The sequence below is a fragment of the Luteococcus struthionis genome (assembly GCF_048595755.1).
GTDB lineage: Bacteria > Actinomycetota > Actinomycetes > Propionibacteriales > Propionibacteriaceae > Luteococcus.
This window is the reverse complement of the sequence record NZ_CP184360.1, coordinates 2067953-2093004: the sequence shown is the minus strand read 5'-3', so window position 1 is coordinate 2093004 and position 25052 is coordinate 2067953. Positions and strand designations below refer to the sequence as shown.

Below are 25052 nucleotides of genomic sequence, written 5' to 3'. Positions count from 1 at the left end.
CGCCTGCAAAATCGGCCTTCGCATGCCCCACGGACGGCGGTAGGCTCCCGGCATGGCCCACTTTGCAGTCACCTACACCTACACCGACGCCCCGGAGCAGCTCGACGAGCACCGCCCCAACCATCGCGCCTACCTGGCGACCCTGGTGGAAAGCGGCCATCTGGTGGCCTCCGGCCCCCTGCTCGAGACCTCCCCCGCCCAGGCGCTGCTGGTCTTCTCCGCGGAGTCTGTCGACCAGTTGCGCCAGATGCTCGCCGAGGATCCCTTCCAGCAGCTCGGCCTGGTCGCCGATGCCCGAATCGTGGAGTGGAATCCCGTCCTGGGGATCCTCGCCCGCTGAGGCCCTGACCTCGACAGGCTCGGCCAACGAACCGGCAGGCTTCGACAGGCTCGGCCAACGACAGGCTCGGCCACCGGTGCCCGAGCTTGTCGAGGGTCAGAGCAGCACGGCCAGCACCAGAATCAGCAACAAGCCCAGACCGCCCAGCGCCACACCGATCCGCTGGGCGGTCTTCGCGTTCATGCCTGCCGGGGCGAGCTCGCCCGGGGCGGTATTCGTCTGCTGACGCACCATCGTCGGCTCGGCGTGCGTGCTCTTGACCGGCAGGTGCTCCACCACCGGCACCAGCTCACCCAGCGTCTGGGCCGAGTACAGCTGGTCGAGCATCGTTCGATAGGTGTCGCCGTCGACGTCTCCCTTGGTGAAGGCATCGTTGAGCCGCCGCGTGAGGTCTTCACGCTCGGCCTCGTCCACCTCACGGTGGGGCTGGCTGCGGTACTTCGACGAGATCGGCAGGTTGCTCACGGTTCCAGACTAGTCGGACCGCGAACCGTCGCCGGCATCCTGCGGCGGCACCAGTCCGGTGTGGTGCGCGGCGAAGGCCAGCAGGTCGGCCGCCTCGCGGGCCGCCACGGCCGGTGGCTTGCTCGCCAGGCCGTGTCCGGTCGACTCCTCGATGCGCACCAGCACCGGCGCCGTCCCCGCCTGGGCCCGCTGCAGCGCCGCGGCGAACTTGTAGGAGTGGGCCGGCACCACCCGGTCGTCGTGGTCACTGGTGAAGACCAGGGTGGCGGGGTACTCGGTTCCCTCGCGCACATTGTGCAGGGGCGACCATTCCAGGATCCGTGCGAAGTCCTGCGGATCGTCCGGATCACCGTAGTCACTGATCCAGGCCGCGCCGATGGTGAAGCGGTGGAATCTCAGGGCGTCGAGCACTCCGACGTGCGGCAGGGCCGCGGCGAAGAGCTCGGGGCGCTGCGTGATGGCCGCTCCCACCAACAGGCCACCATTGCTCTTGCCGTGGATGGCCAGCTGGGCGCTGCTGGTCACGCCCGTTTCCACCAGGTCCTCCGCCACCGCGATGACGTCATCGAAGCAGTTCTGCTTGTGCGCCTGCCGGCCCTGGTCATACCAGTCCCGGCCGAACTCACCGCCGCCACGCAGGTTGGCGATCGCGATCGCTCCCCCGGCGGCCAACCAGCCCGGCCAGATCGACCGGAAGTCGGCCTGGACGGGAACGTCGAAACCGCCATAGCCGTACACCATCGTGGGCCGCGGCCGATCCGTCGGTGCCGCCTCCGGCCGCACCAACCAGTAGGGCACCGAGGTGCCGTCCTTGCTGGTGGCGTGGCACCGCTCCACCTGGAATGCCGGGGCCTGCCAGTCATCCTGCGCCCCGGCCAGTTGGTGCAGCTCCCCCGTGGCGGCATCCAGTCGCCAGGAGACCACCGGCTCGGTGATCGTGCTGAGGCCCAGGAAGACCTCGCTGCTGGTGGCTCGGCCACGCAGCGCCACCAGGGCGCCCCCATCCACCTCCACCGTGCCCTGCTGGGCGCCGTGGAAGTCGTGCCGCCGCACCACCGGGGCCGCATCGTGCAGGGTCTCCACCACCAGTCCCGTCTTGGTGAGCACGGCCTGGACGATCGGGTCTGCGCCTTCGGGCACCACCTCGCGCAAGGACCAGTCCTGCTCGTCCAGGGCGACGATCCGGGAGTTCGCGGCATCATCGTCGGTCAGCAGGTAGATCTCGCCGTGTGCGGTGCCCAGGTATTCCCAAGCGGCCTCCTCGGCGTTGAAGACCTCCACCCGCTGCCCGACGGTGCTACGACCGTCCTGGTCCATCAGGTGAAAGAGCCACAGCTGGTTGGCGCGGGCAGTGCCACGCGAGACGTGGGCCACCAGCCACTGGTCGTCGTCGCTGAGCACCAGCCACGGCAACAGGCCCGGGTCGGCCTCGAAGTCGAAGAGCTCCTCGTCCTCCTCGACCGCCTCGCCCACCCGGTGCAGCATCAGGTGCGCTGCAGGCAGGGCCTTGGTCTCGGTGCCGTCGGCCCTACCCGCCTGCGGATAGGCGCTGTACACATAGCTGCGGGAATCGGGCAGCCACAGCGCGGTGGCGAACCGGGTGGTGACCACGGCATCGTCGACCGGCACTCCGTGGGAGTCCACCAGTTGCACGGTGGTCCAGTCGGATCCGGCGTCGCTGCGGCCCAGGGCCACCAGGCTCGCGTCGGGACTGACACTGACGAAGGCGAGGGAGGCGGTGCCGTCCTCACTCCAGGCATTCGGGTCGGCCAGCACCCGACCGCCGGCCTGCAGTTCGGCCAGGCTGTCGGCCACGTAGAGCACCTGCTGCAACTGGTCGCCCTCGCGGCGGGCCTGCAGGTAAAGCCCGTTGGAGCACCACGGGGTCGACCAGACCGGCCGTTGGGTGATCCGATCCATGGTCTGCTGGAACCATTCGCGGTGCGGCAGCGCCGCCAGCTCGGCGTCGGTGTGCGCGCGCTGGGCACGCACCCAGTCACGGGTGCGCTGCGTGTCGACGTCCTCCAACCAGCGGTAGGGGTCGGCGATCTTCTTCCCGTGGAGCTCTTCGACGAGGTCGTCCATCGAAGTGGCGGGTGCACTGTGTGACATGCGCCTCACCCTACCGAGCCGGGTTGCGCGGCACCGGGCCCCGCGTCAGAAGAGCCCGACGATGTTGCCGGCCTCGTCGATGTCGATCCGTTCGGCCGCCGGGTGCTTGCCCAGGCCCGGCATGGTGCGCATCTCGCCGCAGATGGCATAGACGTAACCGGCACCGGCCGCCAGCCTGACCTCACGAACGGGCAGGGTCCAGCCGGTCGGGGCGCCCCGCAGCGACGGATCGTGCGAGATCGACAAATGGGTCTTGGCGATGACCACCGGCAGCTGCCCGTACCCGAGTTCCTCGAACAAGGCGATGTCCCTGCGGGCCTGGGCGGACAGCTCCACCCCGTCAGCCCCGTAGACACCGGTGGCCACCTTCTCCAGCTTCGTGTGGATCGAGTCCTCGTCCCGATAGGTGAAGGTGAAATGGGTCTGGTCCTGGCAGGCCTCCTGCACCACCCGGGCCAGCTCCAGAGCGCCATTGCCGCCGTCCATCACGTGGGTGGAGGCCGCCACCCGCGCCCCGGCCTCGCGGGCGATCCGTCGCACCTCCTCGATCTCGTCGTCGTGGTCGGTGGGGAAGACGTTGACCGCGACCACCGGGGCCACCCCGAAGCTGCGCACGATCTCGATGTGCTTGCGCAGGTTGTCGGCGCCCGCGCGCACGTCCTCGGCGCTGTCCTGCAGCATCTCGGGCGGCAGGGGCTTTCCGGCCACCACCTTGAAGCGCCCGGAATGAGCCTTGAGCGCCCGCACGGTGGTGACCAGGACGGCGGCATCGGGGTGCAGCCCTGAGACCCGGCACTTGACGTTGAAGAAGCGCTCGGCGCCCATGTCGGCGCCGAAACCGGCCTCGGTGAGCAGGTAGTCGCTGGTCTTCATGCCCACCTGGTCGGCGATCACCGACGAGTTTCCGGTGGCGATGTTGCCGAAGGGCCCGGCGTGCACCAGCACCGGCGTGTTCTCGATGGTCTGCATCAGGTTGGGCTTGATCGCCTCCCGCATGATGACGGTCATCGCGCCGGCCGCCTTGAGGTCCTCGGCGGTCACCGGGCGCCGCTCGCGCGTGTAGCCGACCACGATCCGGCCGAGCCGCTCGCGCAGGTCGTGCAGGGAGGTGGCCAGTGAGAGGCAGACGCCCACCTCGCTCGCCGCGGTGATGTCGAATCCGCTCTGGCGCGGCACACCATCCAGCCGAGCGCCCAGGCCGACGACGACATTGCGCAGCGCGCGATCATTCATGTCGATCACCCGGCGCCAGCTGATCGAATGGGGGTCGATCCCCAACTCGTTGCCGTGGTGCAGGTGGTTGTCCACCATGGCGGCCAACAGGTCGTGCGCCGCCGTGATGGCGTGGAAGTCCCCGGTCAGGTGCAGGTTCAGGGTCTCCATCGGCACCACCTGGGAGTAGCCCGCCCCCGCGGCCCCGCCCTTCACCCCGAAGGTGGGGCCCAGGGATGGCTGCCGCAGCGCGAGCATCGATCGCTTGCCGAGCAGCGCAAGCCCTTGGGCCAGCCCCACGGCCGTGGTGGTCTTGCCCTCCCCCAGCGGCGTGGGGGTCAGGGCCGTGACCACCACGTACTTCGCGTCGGGACGCTCGTCGAGCTCCTCGGCCACGCCCGGCCGCACCTTGGCGACATGACGTCCGTAGTGCTCCAGGTGGCGCGCCTCGATGCCGGCGGCTCGGGCCACCTCCTCGATGGGGGCCAAGCGCGCCGCACGCGCGATGTCAAGGTCGCTGGGCAGTGGCTGCTTCGTCACGAGACCAAGTCAACACCACCAAAGATGGCGCCGTGAAGCCGGACGGCGACAGGTCATGTCGCCAAACCGGCCACGCGGGCGTCTTCCTCGCTCAGTCGGCCAACGGGCCGAAGGGAATCCCCCGTGCCTTGAGCTCCGCCTCGCCGCCGTCGAGCTCGGTGAGGACCCACAGGCCCTGCTTGGTGACGGTCACGGTGTTCTCCCAGTGCGCAGCCCAGGAGCCGTCGGTGGTGACCACCGTCCATTCGTCGTCCAGCGTGGCGGTGTCCTCGGTGCCCAGGGTGACCATCGGCTCGATGGCCAGCACCAGGCCCTCCACTACCTTGGGGCCGCGCCCGGGCTTGCCGTAGTTGGGGACGTCCGGCGGCTGGTGCATCGCGGTGCCGATGCCGTGGCCGGTGTATTCCCGGATGATGCCGTAGTCACGGCCGCGCGCGAGCAGGCTCTTCTCGATGGCATGCGAGATGTCGCCGATGCGGCCGCCCAGGCGGGCCGCCGCGAAACCGTCCCACATGGACTCGCGGGTGTGCTCGCTCAGGTCTCGCGCCTGCTGCGCCACGTCGCCCACCATGAAGGTGCGCGCGGCATCGCCGTGCCAGCCGTCGACGATCGCGCCGAAGTCGATGGAGACGATGTCCCCGTCCTCAAGCCGACGCTCATCCGGGATGCCGTGCACCACCACCTCGTTCACCGAGATGCAGGCCACGCCCGGGTAGGGCGGGTAGCCCATGTCGGCGCCGTAATTGAGGAAGTTCGAGGTGGCACCCTCCTGGGCCAACAGCTCACGCGCCAGGGCGTCGAGCTCCCCGGTGGTGACACCCGGCGTGACGGCCTTGGCGAACTCCTCGTGGATGCGCGCCACCACCAGGCCGGCGCGGCGCATCTTGATGATCTGTTCGGGCTTCTTCAGCTCGATCCCGCGACCGAACATCACTTGTCGACGGTGGCGTCGATCGCGGCGAAGATCCGCTCGGCAACCTCGTCGACGCTGCCCTGCCCGTCGACGCTCACCAGCAGGCCACGCTCCCGGTAGATGTTCATCAGCGGCTCGGTCTCCTCGCGATAGACCTCCATGCGACGACGGATGGTCTCCTCGTTGTCGTCGGCGCGGCCCTCGATCTCGGCACGCTTGACCAGGCGCTCCACCAGCACCTCGGGGTCCACCTCGAGCGAGAGCACGCAGTCGAAGTGCTGGCGCTGGTCCTCGAGGATGATGTCCAGAGCCTCCACCTGGTCGGTGGTGCGGGGGTAGCCGTCGAGCAGCCAGCCGTCCAGGGCGTCGTTCTCCAGCAGGCGCTTCGCCACCACCGCGGTCGTGATGACGTCCGGCACGAACTCGCCAGCGCTGATGAGCTGCTGCACCCGCATCCCCAGCGGGGTCTTGGCCGCGATGTTCGCGCGGAAGATGGCACCGGTCGAGATGGCCGGGATCCGGTAGTGGTTGGCGATGAGCTTGGCCTGGGTACCCTTGCCGGCGCCCGGGGCGCCCATGATGAGCAGTCTCACTTGAGGAATCCTTCGTAGTTGCGTTGCTGGAGCTGGCTCTCGATCTGCTTCACGGTGTCGAGGGCCACACCAACGATGATGAGGATGGAGGTGCCACCGAAGGGGAAGTCCTGTGATGCACCCAGCGTGATGAACGCGATCGTGGGAATCAGCGAGATCAGCGCCAGGTACAGCGAGCCCGGTGCGGTCAGCCGCGACAGCACGTAGGCCAGGTAGTCCTCGGTGGGCTTGCCCGCGCGGATGCCCGGGATGAAGCCACCGTACTTCTTCATGTTGTCACTGATCTCGACCGGATCGAAGGTGATGGCCACGTAGAAGTAGGTGAAGCCGATGATGAGCAGGAAGAAGGCGGCGTTGTACAACGGCTGGCTGCCGCCCCCCTGCCCGGTGAAGTTGGCATTGATCCACTTGCCCACCCGGCTCTCCGGCTGGAAGGTGGCGAAGAGCACCGGCAGGTAGAGCATCGAGGAGGCGAAGATCACGGGGATCACGCCAGCCTGGTTCACCTTGAGCGGGATGTAGGTGCTGGTGCCGCCGATCAGCCGTCGGCCCACCATGCGCTTGGCGTACTGCACCGGGATGCGCCGCTGCGCCTGCTCCACGAAGATGATGCCCGCCATCACCAGCAGGCCGATCAGCAGCACCAGGCCGAAGATGAGCCAGGCATTGGCGCCTTCGCGCGACTGCTTGATGCTCCACAGCGCCGCGGGGAACTGGGCCGCGATCTGGGTGAAGATCATGATGGACATGCCGTTGCCGATGCCCCGATCGGTGACCAGCTCGCCCATCCACATGATGATTCCGGTGCCCGCGGTCATCGTGAGGATCATCACGACGACGGGGAAGATCCCCTCGTCGTACATGATTCCCTCGCAGCCCTGGAAGAGCTGCCCGTTGCGTGCCATCGTCACGAAGGCGGTGGCATTCAGCACGGCCAGCACGATCGTCAGGTAGCGCGTGTACTGGGTGATCTTCTGCTGGCCGGAGGCCCCTTCCTTCTTCAGGGTCTCCAGGCGCGGGATGACCACGGTCAGCAGCTGCAGGATGATCGAGCTGGTGATGTAGGGCATGATGCCCAGCGCGAAGATCGACAGCTGCAGCAGGGCGCCACCCGAGAACAGGTTGATGATCGAGTACAGACCGGCATTGGCCCCGTCCTCCGCCAGTCGACGGCACTCGTCGATGCGCACCACGTTCACATTGGGCGTCGGCACCGTGGACCCCAGCCGGAAGACGGCAAGGATGAACAGGGTGAACAGGATCTTCTTGCGAAGGTCCGGCGACCTGAACGCGTTTGCAAAGGCTGAAAGCATTGCGGGGATCTCTCTTCGATCGTTCTGCGCGTCCCACCGGTGGCGGGACCCGAGTATCGGGGCATGCTCCCGCCCAAGACGGTAGCCGCGCCAGCCTATCAACTGCAGTGCACTTCCCCACATTCCCCGCCAGCGGCCTCCCGCCCCTCGGTGGCGCCTCCGGCGGATCCGCTCCCCAAGTACTCCAGTGATCGAAAGATAACGATCGTGTGTCACCCTGCGACACCCCATTCCCAGCGGCGGGGATGGCCGGTAGCTTTTGGCCACCTGCCCAGTCCGTCCCGAGCTCCTGACGGCGGGCACAAACATGTCCCAGGGGCCCCGCGCCCCATGACCAGGAGGCTTCAATGCGAGCACCTCGCACCCTCGCAGTTGCCATGGCCAGCCTCGCCCTCGTGGCGAGCGCCTGTGGCGGCAGCTCTTCCGACGACAAGGCCGCCGATGGTGGCGCTGCCAAGTCCGGCGGAGAGATCGTCATCCGCGGCTGCACTCCCGAGAACCCGCTGATCGGCTCCAACACCACCGAAGTCTGTGGAGGCAACGTCATCGACGCCGTCACCTCCAAGCTGGTGCGCTACAACTCCGAGACCGCCGAGCCCGAGATGGACCTGGCGGAGTCCATCGAGACCGACGACAACAAGGTCTTCACCGTCAAGCTCAAGGCCGACCGGAAGTTCTCCGACGGCACCCCGGTGACCTCCAAGAGCTTCGTCGACGCGTGGAACTACGCTGCCTACGCCCCCAACGGCCACCAGAACGGCTACTTCTTCGAGCCGGTGGCCGGCTTCGCCGACCTGCAGTGCGCCGACGAGGAGTGCAAGACCAAGCCGAAGGCCGACAAGATGAGCGGCCTGAAGGTGGTCGACGACACCACCTTCACCATCACCACCAGCGAGCCGGTCTCGAACCTGCCGGTGCGCCTGGGCTACTCGGCCTTCGTGCCGCAGCCCGAGGCCTTCTTCAAGGATCCCAAGTCGACTGACTTCGGCAAGAAGCCGATCGGCGCCGGGCCGTTCATGGTGACCGACAACACCGCCACCGAGATCGTCATGGAGAAGAATCCGGAGTACACCGGTGACTTCGCCGCGAACGTCGACAAGGTGACCTACCGCATCTACAACGACGCGGCCGCCGCCTACACCGAGGTGGTCGCCGACCAGCTCGACTTCACCGACATCATTCCCTCCGACCAGCTGGCCGGCGACCAGTGGAAGGCGCAGCTGGGCGAGGACCGCACCACCGTGCGTGAGTCGGGCGTGCACCAGACCCTGACCTTCACCCCGAACGACGAGCAGCTCAAGAATGTCGAGCTCCGCAAGGCGATCAGCCAGGCGATCGACCGCAAGACCATCACCGAGAAGGTCTTCAACGGTACCCGCACCCCCGCTGACGGCTGGGTCTCCCCCGTCGTCGACGGCTACAAGGCCGGCGCCTGCGGCGATGCCTGCACCTTCGACAAGGCTGCGGCCAAGAAGGCCTACGAGGCCGCCGGTGGCTACAAGGGCGTCTTCCAGATCTCGGTGAACGGCGACGGTGGCCACAAGCTGTGGGCCGATGCCGTCTGCAACCAGCTCAAGAGCAACCTGGGCATGAACTGCCAGGTCAACACCACGCCCGACTTCAAGACGCTGCGCACCCAGATCAAGGCGGGCGAGCTCAAGGGCGCCCACCGCAGCGGGTGGCAGATGGACTACCCGTCCATCGAGAACTTCCTGACCCCGCTCTACACCAAGAACGCGGCCTCGAACGACGCCAAGTACGACAACCCGGCCTTCGACAAGAAGCTGGCCGAGGCGGCCGCCGCCAAGACCCCGGACGAGGCCAACAAGCTCTACCAGGAGGCCGAGGCGATGCTGGCCGAGGGCATGCCGGTCACGCCGTTGTGGAGCGCTGCCACCCCCGTCGCCTGGTCCAGCAAGGTGACCAATGTGAAGGTGACCCCCTTCGGCACTCTCGACCTGAGTGCCATCAGCGTCAAGTGACCCGTCCAGAACCGCGATCTTGACATCCACGATGCGGTGGTGCGCCGGCTCGTCCCGGTGCACCACCGCATCGTGTGGTGCGTGAGGAGAAGTGCCAGATGCTGAAATACATCCTGCGCCGCCTGGTGCAGATGATCCCGGTGGTGATCGGTGCCACCTTCCTGCTCTACCTGATGGTCTTCGCACTGCCGGGCGACCCCTGGGTGGGTCGCTGCGGTGAACGCGACTGCACCCCCGCCTACATCGAGGCCTTCAAGGCCGAGTACAACCTCGACAAGCCCCTGCTGGTGCAGTACGCCCTGTACCTGGGCAAGCTGGCCCAGGGTGACCTGGGCGTGAACTTCTACCAGAACACCGTGGCCTCGGAACTCGCCGTGCGTTACCCCACCACGGTCAAGCTGGCCCTGATCGCCCTGCTCTTCGAGGCCGTCATCGGCATTGCCGCCGGTGTACTGGCCGGTATCCGCAAGGGCCGCTTCATCGACAACCTGGTGACCGTCTCGACGCTGGTGGTCATCTCGATCCCCGTCTTCGTCATCGGCAGCATGGGCCAGTTCGGCGTCCTCAAGGCCGGCCTGAACGACGTCTTCCCGGTGACCGCGAGCCAGGGCACCCTGCAACAGTTGATCCTGCCCGGTCTGGTCCTGGGATCGCTGTCGGTGGCCTACGTCGCCCGCCTGACCCGCACCAACCTGGTGGAGAACCTGCGTGCCGACTACGTGCGCACCGCTCGCGCCAAGGGCCTCACCCATGGCCGCACCATCAGCGTGCACGCACTGCGCAATTCACTGATCCCGGTGATCACCTTCATGGGTTACGACTTCGGGGCCCTGATGGGTGGCGCCATCGTCACCGAACGCATCTTCAACATCAACGGGATCGGCGGTTTCATCTTCCGTTCCATCAACCAGCGCGACGGCATCTCCGTCGTCGGTGCGGTCACCTGCCTGGTGCTGGTGTACCTGTTGATGAACCTGATCGTCGACATCCTCTACAGCGTGCTCGACCCGAGGATCGCCCATGACTGAGTACACCAACCTTCCGCCGCAGTCCGAGGCAATCACCGAGACGGCTCTGGCCGTCGACGAGCAGCCTGCCGGGCAGCCCGACAGGGGCAACTCCTTGTGGAGCGATGCCTGGCTCGAGATGCGCAGCAACCCGCTGTTCTGGTTCTCCATGGTGCTGATCCTGGTGCTGGTGGCGATGGCCGTCGCACCCGGCCTGTTCACGCGCACCGACCCCTATGCCTGTGACCTGCAGATCGCCCGTGAAGCCCCCAGCGGCAGCCACTGGTTCGGCACCGACCTGCAGGGCTGCGATGTCTATGCCCGCACCATCTTCGGGGCCCGGTCCTCGATCCTGGTGGGACTGTTCACCACCTTGGGGACCACCCTGCTGGGCGGTCTGATCGGCATCATCGCCGGATATTCCGGAGGGTGGGTCGACACCCTGCTCTCCCGCCTGGGTGAGGTCTTCTTCGCCATCCCCCTGCTGCTGGGCGGCATCGTGATCCTCTACTCCTTCCCCAGCACCTCGGACACCCCCTACCTGGTGGTCGTCGCCAAGGTGGTGGCGGCACTGGTGGTGCTCGGCTGGCCCAGCATCGCGCGCCTCATGCGCTCGTCGGTGCTGCAGGTCAAGCCCAATGAATACGTCCAGGCGGCCCGTGCCCTGGGTGCCAGCCCCTGGCGCATCATCACCCGGCACATCCTGCCCAATGCGATGGCCGCGGTCCTGGTGGTGGCCACGATCAACCTGGGTTCCTACATCGCCGTCGAGGCGACCCTCAGCTTCCTGGGCATCGGGCTGCGGCCCCCGGTCATCAGCTGGGGCATCGCCATCAGTGAGGCCTCCGGACTGGGCTACATCCAGTCGGCTCCGTGGATGCTGGCCTTCCCGTCCCTGTTCCTGTCGCTGACCGTCCTGGCATTCATCCTGCTGGGCGAGGTCATCCGCGACGCCCTCGACCCGAAGTTGCGGTGAGACCATGAATGCACCAACACCGAACAAGCCGATCAGCATCGGGGTCGACCGGATCGGCTTCGACTGGGGCGGATCCCTGCTGCGCGTCGAAGACCTGCACGTCGAGTTCCGGACACGTCAGGGCGTGGCCCGAGCCATCAACGGCGTCGACTTCCACCTGGACCAGGGCGAGACGTTGGCCATCCTGGGCGAGTCGGGCTCCGGCAAGTCCGTCACCGCCCAGGCAGTGATGGGCATCATCGACTCGCCCCCCGGTTTCGTCACGGCAGGCAAGGTGGTCTACCGCGGGGTCGACCTGTTGAAGTTGCCCGAGAAGCAACGTCGCGCCACCCGCGGACCGCTGCTGTCGATGATCTTCCAGGACGCCCTCAGCTCGCTCAACCCGGTCTTCCCGGTGGGCTGGCAGATCGCCGAGATGTTCCGGGTGCACCGAGGCATGAACAAGTCGGATGCGCTGCAGGAGGCGGTGCGTCTGATGGAGCGCGTGCAGATCCCCGGTGCCAAGGACCGCGCCAAGGCCTACCCGCACCAGTTCAGTGGGGGCATGCGCCAGCGCATCATGATCGCGATGGCCATCGCCTTGGAACCCGAGGTGCTGATCGCCGACGAGCCCACCACGGCGCTCGACGTGACCGTGCAGGCCCAGATCATGGACCTGCTGAAGCAGTTGCAGGACGAGTCGGGCATGGGCATGATCCTGATCACGCATGACCTGGGCGTGGTGGCCGACGTCGCCGACCGGATCAACGTGATGTACGCCGGTCGGATGGTGGAGACCGCCGACGTGCACGACATCTACGCCCGGCCGGGGCACCCCTACACGCGCGGCCTGATCGATTCGATCCCCCGGCTCGACCAGAAGGGAGGCACGCTGCAGGCCATCGGTGGGCTGCCGCCCAACCTGCTGGCCATGCCACAGGGCTGCGCCTTCCATCCGCGTTGCCCGCTGGCGGCCCCCCAGTGCCGTGCGGGTGAACCGCCGGCCCTGCTGCCGATCCCCGATCCGGCCGCCTCGCCCGAGCGTGCCAGTGCCTGCCACTTCGCCCAGGAGGTCTTCAATGGCTGAACCCATCCTGTCCGCGCGCGGACTGAAGAAGCACTACCCCATCAAGGACGGCGTGATCCGGCGCACCGTGGGTCACGTCAAGGCGGTCGACGGCGTCGACCTGGACCTGTACCCCGGCGAGACGCTGGGCATCGTCGGCGAATCCGGCTGTGGCAAGTCGACCCTGGGCCGCCTGCTGATGCGCCTGGAGGACCCGACGGAGGGCAGCATCACCTTCCAGGGCCAGAGCATGCACGACAAGTCCGGGGCCGCGCTGCGACGGCTGCGCCGTGACATCCAGATCGTCTTCCAGGATCCCTACACCTCGTTGAATCCACGCATGACCGTGGGTGACATCATCGGGGAGGCCTTCGAGATCCATCCCGACGCCGTGGGGAAGGCCGGGCGCCGACGCCGGGTGCAAGAGCTCCTGGAGCAGGTGGGACTGAACCCGGAGCACATCAATCGCTACCCGCACCAGTTCTCCGGGGGCCAACGCCAGCGCATCGGAATCGCCCGGGGCATCGCGCTCAACCCCAAGGTCTTGATCTGCGACGAACCGGTCAGCGCGCTGGACGTCTCGGTGCAGGCCCAGGTGGTCAACCTGTTGGAGAAGCTGCAGGACGAGCTCGGTCTGGCCTATGTCTTCATCGCCCATGACCTGGCCGTGGTCCGCCACATCTCCGACCGGGTGGGTGTGATGTACCTGGGAACCGTGGTGGAAGTGGGTGACGAGCAGCAGATCTACGAGACCCCCACCCACCCCTACACCCAGGCCCTGCTCTCCGCGGTGCCGCTGCCCGACCCATTGCTGCGCGGCAAGCGTGAACAGATCGTGCTCACCGGTGACGTCCCGAGCCCCGCGAACCCGCCGTCCGGGTGCCGCTTCCACACCCGCTGTTGGAAGGCCACCGACCTGTGCCGTGAAGTCTCCCCCACCCTGGAGCCCCACGCCGACGGGGTGGGAGAGCATGACAGCGCCTGCCACCATGCCGAGGCGCGTCAGGTGGTCCCCACCGTCTGAGAGGGCAGAATGGGGCCATGCGTCCGGTGGTGATCGTCCAATCCTCCCTGGGTCGGGTGGGCAGTCTGGTGGCCCTCGCCCTGGCCTGTGGCCTGTTGGTCTTGGAGGCCGCACTCGGTGGCCCGGTGGCGGCCTTGCGGGCGCTGCCCTGGCTGGCGCTGGTGGCGCTGGCCTGCTGGCTGCTGTGGTCCTCCCCCAGGGTGGTGCTCGGGCACCAACGGCTGCGGATCGACAACCCCCTGCTGCGGCACGACATTGCTTGGCATGCCATCACCGGGGTGCGCAACCACTGGGGACTGGTGGTCGAGGCCGAAGGGCGCTCCCACAAGGCCTGGGCAGCTCCCGCGCGAAGCGGCGCCTCGCTTTCCCAGGGTCGTGCCGAGGCGCAGCGTGACCTGCAGCCCTCACGGGCCGACGCCCCGGCCCTGCACCTGGACCTGGACGCCCGCGCCGCCGAGCTGATGGTGGCCGAGGAGGCACGGCTGCGGCGCAACGACTCCCAGGACGAACCCGAGCGCGTCACGAGCGTGCACTGGGCGCGCATCGCACTGTTGGTGGGGCTGGTGCTGGGTTGCGGCGCCACCCTGCTGTGATCGCCAGAACCTGTGACCGCCAGAACCTGTGACAAGCGCGGCAGGGGGCCGGGCCCATGGCCCAGCCCCCTGCTCCAGAGCTCACGCGGGACAGATCCCGCCCGTGATCACTTGACGTAGCCGATGTTCTCCTTGGGCAGCGTCTTGAAGGTTGCCGACCCGTAGTTGGCCAGCGTCTTGGGTGCAGCGGTGTAACCCACGCGACGGTAGATCGGCAGGGTGTGCACCTGGTCCCAGATGATCTTGTCCACCTGGTTCGTCAGCTCGGCCCGCTTCTTCTCGTCGGCCTCGGTGTCGACCTGCGGGATCAGCTTCTCGATCTCGGGATCGACCAGCTGGGCGTAGTTCGACTCCGAGGGATCCTGGGAGCCCGCGGTCTTGGCACCGTAGATCTGGCGGATGTTGTTCATCGGGTAGGGGGTGCCCTGCCAGGTGAAGGCCATGATCTCGAAGCTGTGGGCGCGCAGGTTCTTGCTCATGTCATCGGGCGCGATGTTCACGAACTTCAGATCGATGCCCACTGCGGCCAGGTCCTTCTGCAGCAGCTTGCCCTCGTTCTCGGAGGTGGGCACGCCGGTGAGCATGCTGTACTTCACCACCAGCGGCTTGCCGTCCTTCTCACGGATGGTCTTGCCGGAGGGCAGCTTCCAGCCGGCCTCCTCCAGCTGCTTCTTGGCGGCCTCGACGTCGTACTTGAAGTCGCCGGAATTGTCCTGGTAGCCGTCCTGGCCGGGCATGAAGAAGTGGTTGCCCAGCATCAGCTCGGAGGGATTGACCGGCAGACCCACCAGGTCCGACTTGGTGATGGCCTCACGGTTGGTCGCCTTGACGATCGCCTGGCGGACATTCTTGTCCTGCAGGTTGCCCGACTTGGTGTTGAAGGTGAAGTGACGCCACTGACGCGAGCCGGCGGCGCGGATGTCGGCATCGGAACGCTTCTTGGCGGTGTTCACGGCCGTCGCATTGATCATGGTCTCGACGACGTCGATCTCATTGTTGGCAAAGGCGTTCACATCGGCCGGCGACTCCAACTGGCGGAAGCTGACGGTGTCCAGCAGCGGCTTGTCACCCCACCACTTCGGGTTGCGCTTGAAGGTCACCATCTTCTGGGCCTTGTCCAGCTTGCTGAAGGCGAAGGGGCCGGAGCGCCACTCGTCCTTGTAGGTGGTCCAGCCCTTGTTGTACAGGTCGGGGGTGGCCACGCCCTCCTTGGGCAGCACACCGCTCAGCACGGCCGACCAGTCCGGGTAGGAGGACTTGAAGGTGACCACCACGTCGGTGTCCTTCTCGCCCTTGGCAACGCTGGCGATCTCGGTGAAGCCATCGGTGGTCGCCGGCTTGAACTCGGGGTTCGAGCCGTTGTTGGCCTTCCAGGTGGCCTCGTAGTCGGTCCAGTCGATGGTGCGGCCGGAATTCCACTTGGCATCGGGGTTCAGGTGCAGGGTGACCACCTGGCCCTTGCCGTCCTTGGCCTCCTGCACGTCGTAGCTGTCCAGGAAGGGCTTGTAGGGCTCGATCGAGGCATCCTCGTTGTACAGGAAGTTCACCGGCATCGTGAACTGGCTGATGGTGTCATTGTCAACGCCATTGCCGTCGATGCTGTTCGGGTTCCAGTCCGGAGGCAGGAAGCTGATCGCCACGCGCATCGAGCCGCCTTCCTTCAGCTCCTCACGCGGCTTTTCGTTCAGGGCGGCCAGGGACGGGCCCTGGTCACCGCCCGAGCCGCTGCCGCTGCTGGACTTGGGGGCGCCGCAGGCCGAGAAAGCCAGGGCTCCCACGGCGAGGAAGGCGACCGCGGATGCGGACTTGCGCACAATGACCTCCGAGATGCTCGAGGACGCCGACCACTCTGTGACGTCCGGGTGGCATGAACCTATGCCAATCCGCCCTCTCACAGAACACAGCGCCCCAGCTCGTGTCCAGATCGTTACTGGACCGTGACTGGGGCGCTTGTGGGCTGCGCTGCCGTGGGCCGGGGCCAGGTCAGAAGACCTGCAAGGCCTGCGGGAAGTGGCAGGCCACCTCCTGGTCGGCTCCCTGCACCAGCAGCGCGGGACGCTCCCCCGCACAGCGTCGCTGGTCGGCCTCGTCGAGACCCTGGTACTTGGGGCAGCGAGTGTGGAAGGGGCATCCGGCCGGCGGGTTGGCCGGGCTCGGCAGGTCGCCGGTGAGCACGATGCGATCGCGCTCGGCCTCCTTGCGGGGGTCCGGCACCGGGATGGCCGAGAGCAGCGCCTGGGTGTAGGGGTGCTGCGGGGCGTCGAAGACGTCGTCCACGTCACCGATCTCCACGATGTGTCCCAGGTACATCACGGCCACCCGGGTGGCGATGTGACGCACCACCGAGAGGTCGTGGGCCACGAACAGGTAGCTCAGGCCCAGCTCGACGCGCAGCTGCTCCAGCAGGTTCAGCACGCCGGCCTGGATCGAGACGTCGAGGGCACTGACCGGCTCGTCGAGCACCAGCAGCTTGGGTTCCAGCGCCAGGGCACGCGCGATGCAGATGCGCTGGCGCTGGCCGCCCGAGAAGTTGCGCGGGTAGCGGTTGGCATGGGCCGGCTCGAGACCCACCAGCTTCATCAGCTCACGGATACGACCGTCGATCTTGTCCTTGGGGTAGCCGTTGTACTTCAGCGGCTCGGCCAGGATCTGGGAGACCGGCATGCGCGGGTCGAGCGAGGCCATCGGGTCCTGGAAGACCACCTGGAGGTCCTGACGAACCTGCTTGCGCCCCTTGCCGTCCAGCTCGCCGACGTCCTTGCCCATCACCACGACGCGCCCGCTCTCGGGGGCCTTCAGCGCCAGGATGCTCATGATGGTGGTGGTCTTGCCGCAGCCGGACTCCCCCACCAGGCCGAGGGTCTCCCCGGCACGGATGTCCAGGTCGATGGTGTCGACGGCGTGCACCGTGCCCACCCGACGCTTGAAGACGGCGCCCTTGGTCAGCGGGAAGGTCTTCACCAGTCCCTCGACGCGCAGCACCTCTTCGCGCTGCTCACGCGGCACGTCGGCCAGCGCATGCTCGCGCACCTTGGGGATGGGATAGATGTCCTTGTAGTCGAGGTTGCCCTCGATGATGCGCTCCAGCTTGACGCACGCGGCCTCGTGATCCGCCTTGTCCGTGGGACGCAGCTGCGGCTCCTGCTGGCGGCACTCCTCGGAGGCCATCGGGCAGCGCGGGCCGAAGGGGCAGCCGGGCGGCAGCTTCAGCAGGGAGGGCGGGTTGCCCTCCACCGGCGCCAGCATGTCATCACCGCTCTGGTCGGGACGCGGCAGCGAGCCAAGCAGGCCGATGGTGTAGGGCATGCGGGTGCGGTAGAAGATGTCACCCACATCACCGGACTCGACGATCCGCCCGGCATACATCACCGCCACCTTGTCGGCCATGCCGGCCACCACGCCCAGGTCATGGGTGATCATCACCACGGCGGCGCCGGTCTCGCGCTGGGCCACCTTGAGCAGGTCCATCACCTGGGCCTGGATCGTCACGTCCAGGGCGGTGGTGGGCTCGTCGGCAATGATCACGTCGGGATTGTTGGCGATCGCCATGGCGATCACCACACGCTGGCGCATGCCACCACTGAACTCGTGGGGGAAGGCCTTGGCGCGCACCTCCGGGTTCGGGATGCCCACCATGCGCAACAATTCCAGGGCGCGCTCATGGGCGGCCTCGTCGTCGATCTTCTGGTGGATCTGCAGCGCCTCGACGATCTGGTCACCGATGGTGTACACCGGCGTCAGCGCAGACAGCGGGTCCTGGAAGATCATCGCGACCTTGCGGCCGCGGATGTCGCTCATCCAGTTGTCGTCACGGCCGATCAGCTCGGTGCCGTGCAGCTTCACCGATCCGTCCACGCGGGCGCTCTGGTCGAGCAGACCCATCACGGCCATCGAGGTGACGGACTTGCCCGAGCCGGACTCCCCGACGATGGCGAGCACCTCGCCGGAGTCCACCTGCAGGTTGACGCCGCGCACCGCGTGCACGACGCCGTCCTCCGAGGGGAAACGGACATTGAGGTCACTGATCTGCAGTGCCGGGACCCCGGCCTGGGCGCTGGGCAGTTGACGGTCGTCACCCTGGGGGCTCTCGATCGGGCTGGGTGCGGCGTGGCTCATGCCTGGCCTCCGGACTTCGAGGACGGATCAATGGCGTCACGCAGGGCGTCGCCGATGAAATTGACGGACAACAGGGTGATCACCAGCAGCGTGGCCGGCGCCAGGAAGACCCAGGGGAAGGTGGTGGCCATCTGAGTGCCCTCGCCCAGCAGTGTGCCGAGCGAGGTGTCGGGGGCCTGCACACCGAAGCCGAAGTAGCTCAACGCGGTCTCGCTGATGATGGCGGTGGCGACGGCCAGCGTGGCGTCGATGATCAGGTAGGAGGAGATGTTGGGCAGCACGTGCTTGGTGATGATCACCCAGGACGGGACGCTCATGAACTTGGCGGCATTGATGTAGTCCAGGTTCACCACGCTCAGGGTCATGGCGCGCACCACACGAGAGCTGATCATCCAGCTGAAGGCCACCAGCAACAGGATGAACAGCCAGGTGGAGCCCTTGTCACCGCCGGTGTTCTGGCTGATGATCGCGATCATCAGGAAGGACGGGATCACCAGCATCAGGTCGATGATCCACAGGATCACCTTCTCCACCTTGCCGCCGAAGTAGGCGGCCGACGCACCGACGATGGCCGCGATGGTGGTGACCAGCAGCGAGACGGAGAAGCCGATGATCAGCGACTTGCGCAGACCCTGCATGGTCATGGCGAAGACGTCGCGACCGCCCTGGGTGGTGCCGAACCAGTGCAGGTTCGACGGCGGCGACAGGAACCACTCGTTGTCCACGTCGTCGAAGCGCCACTGGCCGATGTGCGGACCCACGATGGCCAACAGCACCACCAGGCTCAGGCCCACCACACCGATCTTGGCGCCCAATGGACGCCAGAAGCGCTTCAGGACCAGTCGGCCACGCGACAGGTGCTTCTCCTCGTCCTCGGCCAGCACGTCCGAGGCCGCCGCGGTGGCCTCGGTCTCGGTGAGGGAGGAAGCCTCAGGTTCAAGATTGCTCATGACGTCAGTTCCTAGCTCGTGCGCACACGCGGGTCGATGGCGGCGATCAATACGTCGGACAACAGGGCGCCGGCCAGGACGCAGACGCCGGAGAAGGCGACGACGGCCGTGGTGCCGTTGATGTCCTGGGCCGTGATCGACTCAACCGAATAGGCACCCATGCCGTGCCAGCCGTAGATCTTCTCGGTCAGGGCGGCGCCGGTGAAGACCAAGGCGACGCTGAAGGCGAAGTAGGTGGCCATCGGGATGATGGCATTGCGCAGGGCGTGACGACGGATCGCCTTGCCCTTGCGAAGGCCCTTGGCCCGAGCGGTGCGCACATAGTCGGCGCCCAGCGTGTCCAGCATCAGGTTGCGCTGGTAACGCGAGTAGGAGGCCATCTGCATCAGCGACAGCGACAGGGTGGGCAGCACCAGGTGTTGTGCCCGGTCCACCAGGGTGGCGCCGAAGTAGTCCCCGGCCTGTCCGGTCTCGCCGATGAACTCGAACAGCGGGAAGCCGAGCGCGGTGTTGATCCAGGTGGCGACCATCTGCAGGCTCGGGGCCAGCACCAGCACCGGCGTCGAGATCAGCAGCAGGGCGAAGAAGGAGATCGCACGGTCTGCGAAGGAGTACTGGCGAACCGCGCTCCAAGCACCCAGGGCAACGCCGCAGATGATGCCCAGGGTGGTGCCCAGGGTCATCAGGCGCAACGAGACCCAGATCTTGGTGCCGAGCAGCTCGTTCACCGAATCGCCCTTGGGCGTGTGGCCCCAGTCCCAGTCACCGAAGATCATCTGGAGCCAGCGCCCGTAGCGGGTCAGCGGGGAGGTCTCGGGGTTGATGTTGTAACTGGTCAGCGTGGCGTTGACCGCGTCACGGTTCAGGCTGGGATTCTCCCAGTCGAAGGCATTGCGCGGGTCCATCGAGACCGACGCGAGCAGGTAGGCCAGCGATACGGCGATGAACAACAGCAGCACGTAGTTGGCCAGACGCCGGAGCAGGAAGCGAAGCACGGACGTCCTTTCTGTGATGGTGCGGGAGCCACATTCCCTGACCCACGTCGCGTCGGCCACAATGCCGCTCGCCACTGCGCTGAGTCAAGGATCTTGAGCATCCTACGACGATGGTCACAGGAAAATTGACTGTGATCAGTGATTCACTTGTTCAAGTTTGGCGTTGATGGACGAGTAATCCTCGATGTCGTCCCGTCCGGGTGGCCCGACGCTGGACCAGAAAACACAGAACGGGGCAGCGACCTGAGTCACTGCCCCGTTCTGTGTGTCAGGCCGGACGGGTCACAGCTCGGTGACCGAACCGCCAGCCTTCTCGATCTTCTCCTTGGCCGAGCCGGTGAACGCATCGGCGCTCACCTGCACGGCAACCTGGATGTCGCCGTTGCCCAGCACCTTGACGAGGTGGCCCTTGCGGACGGCGCCCTTGGCGACGAGGTCCTCGACGCTGACGGCACCCCCCTCGGGGAACAGCTCGGCGATGGTGCCGACATTGACAACCTGGTACTGCACCTTGAAGGGGTTCTTGAACCCCTTCACCTTGGGCAGACGCATGTGCATCGGCATCTGGCCGCCCTCGAACGCCTCGGGGACGTTCTTGCGCGCGCCGGTGCCCTTCGTACCGCGACCAGCAGTCTTGCCCTTGGAGGCCTCACCGCGACCCACGCGGGTCTTGGCGGTCTTGGCTCCGGGGGCAGGACGCAGGTGATGAACCTTCAACGCCATGTCACTCAACCTCTTCCACAGCAACGAGGTGCTGCACAGCCTTGACCATCCCGCGGATCTCGGGACGGTCCTCCTTGACGGCAACGTCGCCAACCCGCTTGAGACCCAGCGTACGCAGGGTGTCCTTGTGGTTCTGCTTGCTGCCGATGCCCGACTTCAACTGGGTCACCTTCAGGCGTGCCATCAGTTGGTCACCCCTTCCTTGCGAGCCTTGAGCATCGCCGCCGGAGCAACGTCCTCGACGGACTTGCTGCGACGCTTGGCGATCTGCTCGGGCTCCTCGAGGCTCTGCAGCGCCTCAACGGTGGCGTGCACCACGTTGATGGCGTTGGGCGAGCCCAGGCTCTTGGCGAGCACGTCGTGCACGCCGGCGCACTCCAGCACGGCGCGAACCGAACCACCAGCGATGACACCGGTACCGGGCGAAGCCGGACGCAGCATCACGACACCAGCAGCCTTCTCGCCCTGCACCGGGTGCGGGATGGTGCGCTGGATCAGCGGCACCTTGAAGAAGTGCTTCTTGGCCTCCTCGACACCCTTGGCGATGGCCGCGGGCACCTCCTTGGCCTTTCCGTAGCCGACGCCCACGGTGCCCTCGCCGTCGCCCACCACAACCAGTGCGGTGAAGCTGAAGCGACGGCCACCCTGGACCACCTTGGCGACGCGGTTGATGGCAACCACGCGCTCCAGGTACTGCGACTTCTCTTCCTGCTTGGCGTTGCCTCGGCGGTCCTCACGACCCCGACGCTCGCCGCCTGCGCGGCGCTGAGTTTCACTCATCGTCTTTTGCCTTTCAGTCGTGATCAGAACCCGAGGCCAGCCTCGCGCGCGGCGTCAGCCAGCGCGGCGATGCGACCGTGGTACTTGTTTCCGGCGCGGTCGAAGACCACGTTCTCGACACCGGCGGCCTTGGCGCGCTCGGCGATCAGGGTGCCCACCTTGGCGGCCTTGGCCGACTTGTCGCCCTCGGCGCCGCGCACGGCAGCCTCCATGGTCGACGCGGAGGCCAGGGTGTGACCCTTGACGTCGTCGATCACCTGGACGGCGATGTGACGAGCGGAGCGGTTGACGACCAGGCGGGGACGCTCGGCCGAACCCTGGATCTTCTTGCGGGCGCGAACCTGGCGACGCACACGCGACGCCTTCTTCGCCGCCAGTCCCTTGCGAACTGCGAGAGAGATAGCCATGGTCACTTACCAGCCTTTCCGACCTTGCGGCGAACAACCTCGCCGGCGTAGCGCACGCCCTTGCCCTTGTACGGCTCGGGCTTGCGGAGCTTGCGGATGTTGGCCGCAACCTCGCCGACCATCTGCTTGTCGATGCCCTGGACGCTGAAGGCAGTGGGCTTCTCGACGGCGAAGGAGATGCCCTCCGGGGCGTCGATGATGACCGGGTGCGAGAAGCCGAGCGCGAACTCGAGCTGCTTCGGACCCTTGGAGATCACGCGGTAACCAACACCGACGATCTCGAGCTTCTTCTCGTAGCCCTCGGTCACACCGATGATCATGTTGTTCACCAGGGTGCGGGTCAGGCCGTGCAGCGAGCGGCTCTCGCGCTCGTCATTGGGACGAGCGACCTCGAGCTGGCCCTCGTCATTCTTCTGGATCTTGATGGGCTCCGGAACCACGTGGGTCAGGGTTCCCTTGGGACCCTTCACCTCGACGTTCTGGCCATCGAGCTTCACCTCAACACCGGACGGGACGGTGATCGGGAGCTTGCCAATTCGTGACATCTAATTCTCCTTATCAGTCTCGTCGGGTCACCAGACGTAGGCGAGCACTTCGCCGCCCACGGACTTCGCATGTGCCTGGCTGTCAGTCATCAGGCCCTGCGAGGTGGAGATGATGGCGATGCCCATCCCACCCAGCACCTTCGGCAGCGCGGTCGACTTGGCGTAGACGCGCAGACCGGGCTTGCTGATGCGGCGCAGGCCGGCAAGCGAACGCTTGCGGTCGTCGCCGTACTTCAGCGTGATCTTGAGGGTCTTGCCGACCTCGCCCTCGGCGGGCTCGGCCACCTCGAAGTCGGAGATGTAGCCCTCCTGCTTGAGGATCTCGGCGATGCCCACCTTGATCTTCGAGCTCGGCATGGAGGTCTCGTCGTGGAACGCCTGATTGGCGTTGCGCAGACGCGTCAGCATGTCTGCGATTGGATCAGTCATTGTCATGGCTGTTTGCTACTTCCTCGCGACGGTTTCATGGCCGGGTACACCCAGACATGACCTTTCGCGCTATGTCCCGATCGGCGACCGGGAGGATCTTGGGGCGGAACGGCTGGATGGCGCGTTCCGCGGTGTGGGCCGGCGACGGAGGACTCCCCCGTCGCCGGCACCGGGACCTTCAGTGTGCTGGGTTCACCAGGACGACTTGGTCACGCCGGGCAGTTCGCCCTTGTGAGCCATCTCGCGCAGGCAGACACGGCACAGGCCGAACTTGCGGTAGACCGACTTCGGTCGGCCGCACTTCTGGCAGCGGGTGTAGGCGCGCACGCCGAACTTGGGTGCACGTGCCTGCTTTACCTTCAGGGCTGTCTTGGCCATGGGTCAGCGCCTCACTTCTTCTTCTTGTTGCGGTAGTAGGCCGGGCCGCGCTTGACCTTCTTGGCCTTCGGGTCGTCGACCTCCTTGAAGGGGAAGCCCAGGTGCTTCAGCAGCGCCTTGCCCTCCTCGTTGTTCGAGGCGGTGGTGACGAAGGTGATGTCCATGCCGCGCACGCGATCGATCTTGTCCTGATCGATCTCGAGGAACATGACCTGCTCGTTCAGGCCGAAGGTGTAGTTGCCCAGTCCGTCGAACTGGTTGCCGTTGAGGCCGCGGAAGTCGCGGATTCGGGGCAGGGCCAGGGTCAGCAGACGGTCGGCGAACTCCCACATGCGGTCACCGCGCAGGGTGACGTGGCAACCAATCGGCATGCCCTCACGCAGCTTGAACTGCGCGATGGACTTGCGAGCCTTGGTGACCTGGGGCTTCTGGCCGGTGATGGCGGTCAGGTCGCGCACGGCGCCATCGATGACCTTGGAGTCATTGGCGGCGTCGCCCACACCCATGTTCACGACGATCTTGGTCAGACCGGGAACCAGCATGGGGTTGGCGTACTTGAACTCCTCCTGCATGGCAGGACGGATCTCGTCGCGGTAACGCTGCTTCAGGCGCGGCAGCTCACGCGCATAGCTCTCGGCGCTCATCAGATCTCCTCCCCCGTCTTGCGGGCGATGCGAACGCTACGGGTGGTCGTGTACTCCGAACCGTCGGGGCGACGCTTGGTGACCTCGACGCGCTTGTAGCCGACGCGGGTGGTCTGGGCATCCTTGCCGGTACCGATGACCAGCTGGACGTTGGAGACGTGGATGGGGGCTTCGGACGAGATGATGCCGCCCTTGGTCTGCTGGCCGGTGGCGGTCGCCTGGTCACGCAGGTGACGCTTGACGATGTTTACGCCCTCGACGGTGACGCGCTGGTTGGCGATGTCCACGGCGATGATCTCGCCGATGGTGCCCTTGTCCTTGCCTGCGATGACCTTGACGCGGTCACCCTTCTTGACGTGCAGCGACTTCATGTCAGATCACCTCCGGGGCAAGCGAGACGATGCGCATGAACTTCTTCTCGCGAAGCTCACGGGCCACCGGGCCGAAGATACGGGTGCCGCGGGGCTCCCCGTCGTTCTTCAGGATGACGGCGGCGTTCTCGTCGAACTTGATGTAGGAACCGTCGGCGCGACGGTTCTCCTTGGCGGTGCGCACGATGACGGCCTTGACGATCTCGCCCTTCTTGACGTTGCCACCGGGGATGGCGTCCTTGACGCTGCACACGATGGTGTCGCCGAGACCGGCGTAGCGGCGACCGGAACCACCGAGAACACGGATGCACAAGAGTTCCTTGGCACCAGTGTTGTCGGCGACCTTGAGTCGCGACTCCTGCTGGATCATTGATTCTCCTCTGCCCCACCGGTTCCCCGCAGGGCCTTGTGGAGCTTGATCTGGACCCCCTGGATTTTGCCAGGAGGGGTGGACAACCCCGAGCCGTGAGGCCCGCAGGCAAGGGGACGATTGCTCGTCCCGTCACGAACGGTCTCCCGCTCGAGACTGGCGGACTCCAACACGCGGCCATACCTCCGTGGAGACACAGCGGATGCGATTGAAGCCAACTTCTCAAGTC

General features: G+C 66.4%; 27 protein-coding genes. 7 read left to right on the top strand and 20 right to left on the bottom strand.

All coding sequences use genetic code 11. The annotated features are described in order from the left end of the window. Window positions 1-52 precede the first annotated feature (52 nt). Complete coding sequence (locus ACOAMO_RS09615; RefSeq protein ID WP_420174577.1) at window positions 53-340, top strand: YciI family protein; 288 nt, start codon at window positions 53-55, stop codon at window positions 338-340. Window positions 341-436: 96 nt separating this feature from the next. Here the strand turns inward: ACOAMO_RS09615 and ACOAMO_RS09610 are convergent, their stop codons facing one another. The 6 genes from ACOAMO_RS09610 to secY all read right to left on the bottom strand — a co-directional run bounded on the left by ACOAMO_RS09610 (window position 437) and on the right by secY (window position 7488). After that, complete coding sequence (locus tag ACOAMO_RS09610) at window positions 437-805, bottom strand: DUF1707 SHOCT-like domain-containing protein (RefSeq protein WP_420174576.1); 369 nt, start codon at window positions 803-805, stop codon at window positions 437-439. A gap of 9 nt (window positions 806-814) precedes the next feature. Next, window positions 815-2917: a prolyl oligopeptidase family serine peptidase gene (locus tag ACOAMO_RS09605; RefSeq protein ID WP_420174575.1), complete on the bottom strand. Its 2103-nt coding sequence runs from the start codon at window positions 2915-2917 to the stop codon at window positions 815-817. A gap of 45 nt (window positions 2918-2962) precedes the next feature. Next, entirely contained in the window at window positions 2963-4669 is a 1707-nt protein-coding gene (locus ACOAMO_RS09600) for a formate--tetrahydrofolate ligase (RefSeq protein WP_420174574.1), read from the bottom strand. Between the two features lie 91 nt (window positions 4670-4760). Beyond that, window positions 4761-5600, bottom strand: coding sequence for a type I methionyl aminopeptidase (gene map / locus ACOAMO_RS09595; RefSeq protein ID WP_420177007.1), 840 nt, complete (start codon window positions 5598-5600; stop codon window positions 4761-4763). After that, complete coding sequence (locus tag ACOAMO_RS09590) at window positions 5600-6175, bottom strand: adenylate kinase (RefSeq protein ID WP_420174573.1); 576 nt, start codon at window positions 6173-6175, stop codon at window positions 5600-5602. The genes map and ACOAMO_RS09590 overlap by 1 nt, the downstream gene beginning before the upstream one ends. Next, window positions 6172-7488: a preprotein translocase subunit SecY gene (gene secY / locus ACOAMO_RS09585; protein WP_420174572.1), complete on the bottom strand. Its 1317-nt coding sequence runs from the start codon at window positions 7486-7488 to the stop codon at window positions 6172-6174. Before secY ends, ACOAMO_RS09590 begins: the two co-directional genes overlap by 4 nt. A gap of 347 nt (window positions 7489-7835) precedes the next feature. On the opposite strand from secY, the gene ACOAMO_RS09580 reads away from it, so the two are divergent. From ACOAMO_RS09580 to ACOAMO_RS09555, 6 genes are all read left to right on the top strand, one after another. Continuing rightward, entirely contained in the window at window positions 7836-9470 is a 1635-nt protein-coding gene (locus ACOAMO_RS09580) for a peptide ABC transporter substrate-binding protein (protein WP_420174571.1), read from the top strand. Window positions 9471-9568: 98 nt separating this feature from the next. Then, on the top strand, window positions 9569-10498 hold the full coding sequence (locus ACOAMO_RS09575) for an ABC transporter permease (RefSeq protein WP_420174570.1): 930 nt from the start codon (window positions 9569-9571) through the stop codon (window positions 10496-10498). Further along, a complete protein-coding gene (locus tag ACOAMO_RS09570; RefSeq protein ID WP_420174569.1) occupies window positions 10491-11453 on the top strand; it encodes an ABC transporter permease in 963 nt (320 codons plus the stop codon). The genes ACOAMO_RS09575 and ACOAMO_RS09570 overlap by 8 nt, the downstream gene beginning before the upstream one ends. 4 nt (window positions 11454-11457) lie before the next feature. Next, the gene (locus ACOAMO_RS09565) at window positions 11458-12519 is read left to right on the top strand and encodes an ABC transporter ATP-binding protein (protein WP_420174568.1); all 1062 of its coding nucleotides are present in this window, start codon (window positions 11458-11460) and stop codon (window positions 12517-12519) included. Next, window positions 12512-13522, top strand: coding sequence for an ABC transporter ATP-binding protein (locus ACOAMO_RS09560; protein WP_420174567.1), 1011 nt, complete (start codon window positions 12512-12514; stop codon window positions 13520-13522). The genes ACOAMO_RS09565 and ACOAMO_RS09560 overlap by 8 nt, the downstream gene beginning before the upstream one ends. A 17-nt stretch (window positions 13523-13539) precedes the next feature. Next, window positions 13540-14115, top strand: coding sequence for a PH domain-containing protein (locus tag ACOAMO_RS09555; protein WP_420174566.1), 576 nt, complete (start codon window positions 13540-13542; stop codon window positions 14113-14115). A gap of 107 nt (window positions 14116-14222) precedes the next feature. Here ACOAMO_RS09555 and ACOAMO_RS09550 read toward each other — a convergent pair whose 3' ends face one another. The 14 genes from ACOAMO_RS09550 to rplN all read right to left on the bottom strand — a co-directional run bounded on the left by ACOAMO_RS09550 (window position 14223) and on the right by rplN (window position 24823). Beyond that, window positions 14223-15929 carry an ABC transporter family substrate-binding protein gene (locus ACOAMO_RS09550; RefSeq protein ID WP_420174565.1) on the bottom strand — a complete coding sequence of 569 codons (1707 nt, stop codon included), beginning with the start codon at window positions 15927-15929 and terminating at the stop codon, window positions 14223-14225. Window positions 15930-16098: 169 nt separating this feature from the next. Beyond that, window positions 16099-18231 carry a dipeptide ABC transporter ATP-binding protein gene (locus ACOAMO_RS09545; protein ID WP_420174564.1) on the bottom strand — a complete coding sequence of 711 codons (2133 nt, stop codon included), beginning with the start codon at window positions 18229-18231 and terminating at the stop codon, window positions 16099-16101. Beyond that, the gene (locus ACOAMO_RS09540; RefSeq protein ID WP_420174563.1) at window positions 18228-19181 is read right to left on the bottom strand and encodes an ABC transporter permease; all 954 of its coding nucleotides are present in this window, start codon (window positions 19179-19181) and stop codon (window positions 18228-18230) included. Before ACOAMO_RS09540 ends, ACOAMO_RS09545 begins: the two co-directional genes overlap by 4 nt. 11 nt (window positions 19182-19192) lie before the next feature. Continuing rightward, window positions 19193-20176 carry an ABC transporter permease gene (locus tag ACOAMO_RS09535; RefSeq protein WP_420174562.1) on the bottom strand — a complete coding sequence of 328 codons (984 nt, stop codon included), beginning with the start codon at window positions 20174-20176 and terminating at the stop codon, window positions 19193-19195. A gap of 282 nt (window positions 20177-20458) precedes the next feature. Next, window positions 20459-20899, bottom strand: a complete 441-nt coding sequence (gene rplO, locus ACOAMO_RS09530; RefSeq protein WP_420174561.1) for a 50S ribosomal protein L15 — start codon at window positions 20897-20899, stop codon at window positions 20459-20461. A gap of 1 nt (window position 20900) precedes the next feature. Further along, window positions 20901-21083 carry a 50S ribosomal protein L30 gene (rpmD, locus tag ACOAMO_RS09525; RefSeq protein WP_420174560.1) on the bottom strand — a complete coding sequence of 61 codons (183 nt, stop codon included), beginning with the start codon at window positions 21081-21083 and terminating at the stop codon, window positions 20901-20903. Then, on the bottom strand, window positions 21083-21679 hold the full coding sequence (gene rpsE, locus ACOAMO_RS09520) for a 30S ribosomal protein S5 (protein WP_420174559.1): 597 nt from the start codon (window positions 21677-21679) through the stop codon (window positions 21083-21085). The genes rpmD and rpsE overlap by 1 nt, the downstream gene beginning before the upstream one ends. A gap of 23 nt (window positions 21680-21702) precedes the next feature. Continuing rightward, window positions 21703-22086, bottom strand: coding sequence for a 50S ribosomal protein L18 (gene rplR / locus ACOAMO_RS09515; protein ID WP_420174558.1), 384 nt, complete (start codon window positions 22084-22086; stop codon window positions 21703-21705). Window positions 22087-22088: 2 nt separating this feature from the next. Further along, complete coding sequence (rplF, locus tag ACOAMO_RS09510) at window positions 22089-22631, bottom strand: 50S ribosomal protein L6 (protein ID WP_420174557.1); 543 nt, start codon at window positions 22629-22631, stop codon at window positions 22089-22091. 27 nt (window positions 22632-22658) lie between these two features. Further along, window positions 22659-23066, bottom strand: coding sequence for a 30S ribosomal protein S8 (gene rpsH, locus ACOAMO_RS09505; RefSeq protein ID WP_420174556.1), 408 nt, complete (start codon window positions 23064-23066; stop codon window positions 22659-22661). 186 nt (window positions 23067-23252) lie between these two features. Then, on the bottom strand, window positions 23253-23438 hold the full coding sequence (locus tag ACOAMO_RS09500) for a type Z 30S ribosomal protein S14 (RefSeq protein WP_420174555.1): 186 nt from the start codon (window positions 23436-23438) through the stop codon (window positions 23253-23255). Window positions 23439-23449: 11 nt separating this feature from the next. Then, window positions 23450-24082: a 50S ribosomal protein L5 gene (gene rplE, locus ACOAMO_RS09495; RefSeq protein WP_420174554.1), complete on the bottom strand. Its 633-nt coding sequence runs from the start codon at window positions 24080-24082 to the stop codon at window positions 23450-23452. Then, on the bottom strand, window positions 24082-24453 hold the full coding sequence (gene rplX, locus ACOAMO_RS09490; protein ID WP_420174553.1) for a 50S ribosomal protein L24: 372 nt from the start codon (window positions 24451-24453) through the stop codon (window positions 24082-24084). The genes rplE and rplX overlap by 1 nt, the downstream gene beginning before the upstream one ends. Before the next feature lies 1 nt (window position 24454). Then, window positions 24455-24823, bottom strand: a complete 369-nt coding sequence (rplN, locus tag ACOAMO_RS09485; protein ID WP_420174552.1) for a 50S ribosomal protein L14 — start codon at window positions 24821-24823, stop codon at window positions 24455-24457. Window positions 24824-25052: the final 229 nt, after the last annotated feature.

Excerpts from the sequence above, each read along its gene's own strand:
- rplO (WP_420174561.1), bottom strand. The coding sequence starts at position 20,899 with ATGGCGTTGAAGGTTCATCACCTGCGTCCTGCCCCCGGAGCCAAGACC.
- ACOAMO_RS09580 (WP_420174571.1), top strand. The coding sequence starts at position 7,836 with ATGCGAGCACCTCGCACCCTCGCAGTTGCCATGGCCAGCCTCGCCCTC.
- ACOAMO_RS09545 (WP_420174564.1), bottom strand. The coding sequence starts at position 18,231 with ATGAGCCACGCCGCACCCAGCCCGATCGAGAGCCCCCAGGGTGACGAC.
- ACOAMO_RS09560 (WP_420174567.1), top strand. The coding sequence starts at position 12,512 with ATGGCTGAACCCATCCTGTCCGCGCGCGGACTGAAGAAGCACTACCCC.
- ACOAMO_RS09605 (WP_420174575.1), bottom strand. The coding sequence starts at position 2,917 with ATGTCACACAGTGCACCCGCCACTTCGATGGACGACCTCGTCGAAGAG.
- ACOAMO_RS09555 (WP_420174566.1), top strand. The coding sequence starts at position 13,540 with ATGCGTCCGGTGGTGATCGTCCAATCCTCCCTGGGTCGGGTGGGCAGT.
- rpmD (WP_420174560.1), bottom strand. The coding sequence starts at position 21,083 with ATGGCACGCCTGAAGGTGACCCAGTTGAAGTCGGGCATCGGCAGCAAG.
- ACOAMO_RS09615 (WP_420174577.1), top strand. The coding sequence starts at position 53 with ATGGCCCACTTTGCAGTCACCTACACCTACACCGACGCCCCGGAGCAG.
- rplN (WP_420174552.1), bottom strand. The coding sequence starts at position 24,823 with ATGATCCAGCAGGAGTCGCGACTCAAGGTCGCCGACAACACTGGTGCC.
- ACOAMO_RS09565 (WP_420174568.1), top strand. The coding sequence starts at position 11,458 with ATGAATGCACCAACACCGAACAAGCCGATCAGCATCGGGGTCGACCGG.
- rplF (WP_420174557.1), bottom strand. The coding sequence starts at position 22,631 with ATGTCACGAATTGGCAAGCTCCCGATCACCGTCCCGTCCGGTGTTGAG.
- ACOAMO_RS09540 (WP_420174563.1), bottom strand. The coding sequence starts at position 19,181 with ATGAGCAATCTTGAACCTGAGGCTTCCTCCCTCACCGAGACCGAGGCC.
- rplX (WP_420174553.1), bottom strand. The coding sequence starts at position 24,453 with ATGAAGTCGCTGCACGTCAAGAAGGGTGACCGCGTCAAGGTCATCGCA.
- secY (WP_420174572.1), bottom strand. The coding sequence starts at position 7,488 with ATGCTTTCAGCCTTTGCAAACGCGTTCAGGTCGCCGGACCTTCGCAAG.
- rpsE (WP_420174559.1), bottom strand. The coding sequence starts at position 21,679 with ATGAGTGAAACTCAGCGCCGCGCAGGCGGCGAGCGTCGGGGTCGTGAG.
- ACOAMO_RS09500 (WP_420174555.1), bottom strand. The coding sequence starts at position 23,438 with ATGGCCAAGACAGCCCTGAAGGTAAAGCAGGCACGTGCACCCAAGTTC.
- map (WP_420177007.1), bottom strand. The coding sequence starts at position 5,600 with ATGTTCGGTCGCGGGATCGAGCTGAAGAAGCCCGAACAGATCATCAAG.
- ACOAMO_RS09575 (WP_420174570.1), top strand. The coding sequence starts at position 9,569 with ATGCTGAAATACATCCTGCGCCGCCTGGTGCAGATGATCCCGGTGGTG.
- rplR (WP_420174558.1), bottom strand. The coding sequence starts at position 22,086 with ATGGCTATCTCTCTCGCAGTTCGCAAGGGACTGGCGGCGAAGAAGGCG.
- rpsH (WP_420174556.1), bottom strand. The coding sequence starts at position 23,066 with ATGACAATGACTGATCCAATCGCAGACATGCTGACGCGTCTGCGCAAC.
- rplE (WP_420174554.1), bottom strand. The coding sequence starts at position 24,082 with ATGAGCGCCGAGAGCTATGCGCGTGAGCTGCCGCGCCTGAAGCAGCGT.
- ACOAMO_RS09570 (WP_420174569.1), top strand. The coding sequence starts at position 10,491 with ATGACTGAGTACACCAACCTTCCGCCGCAGTCCGAGGCAATCACCGAG.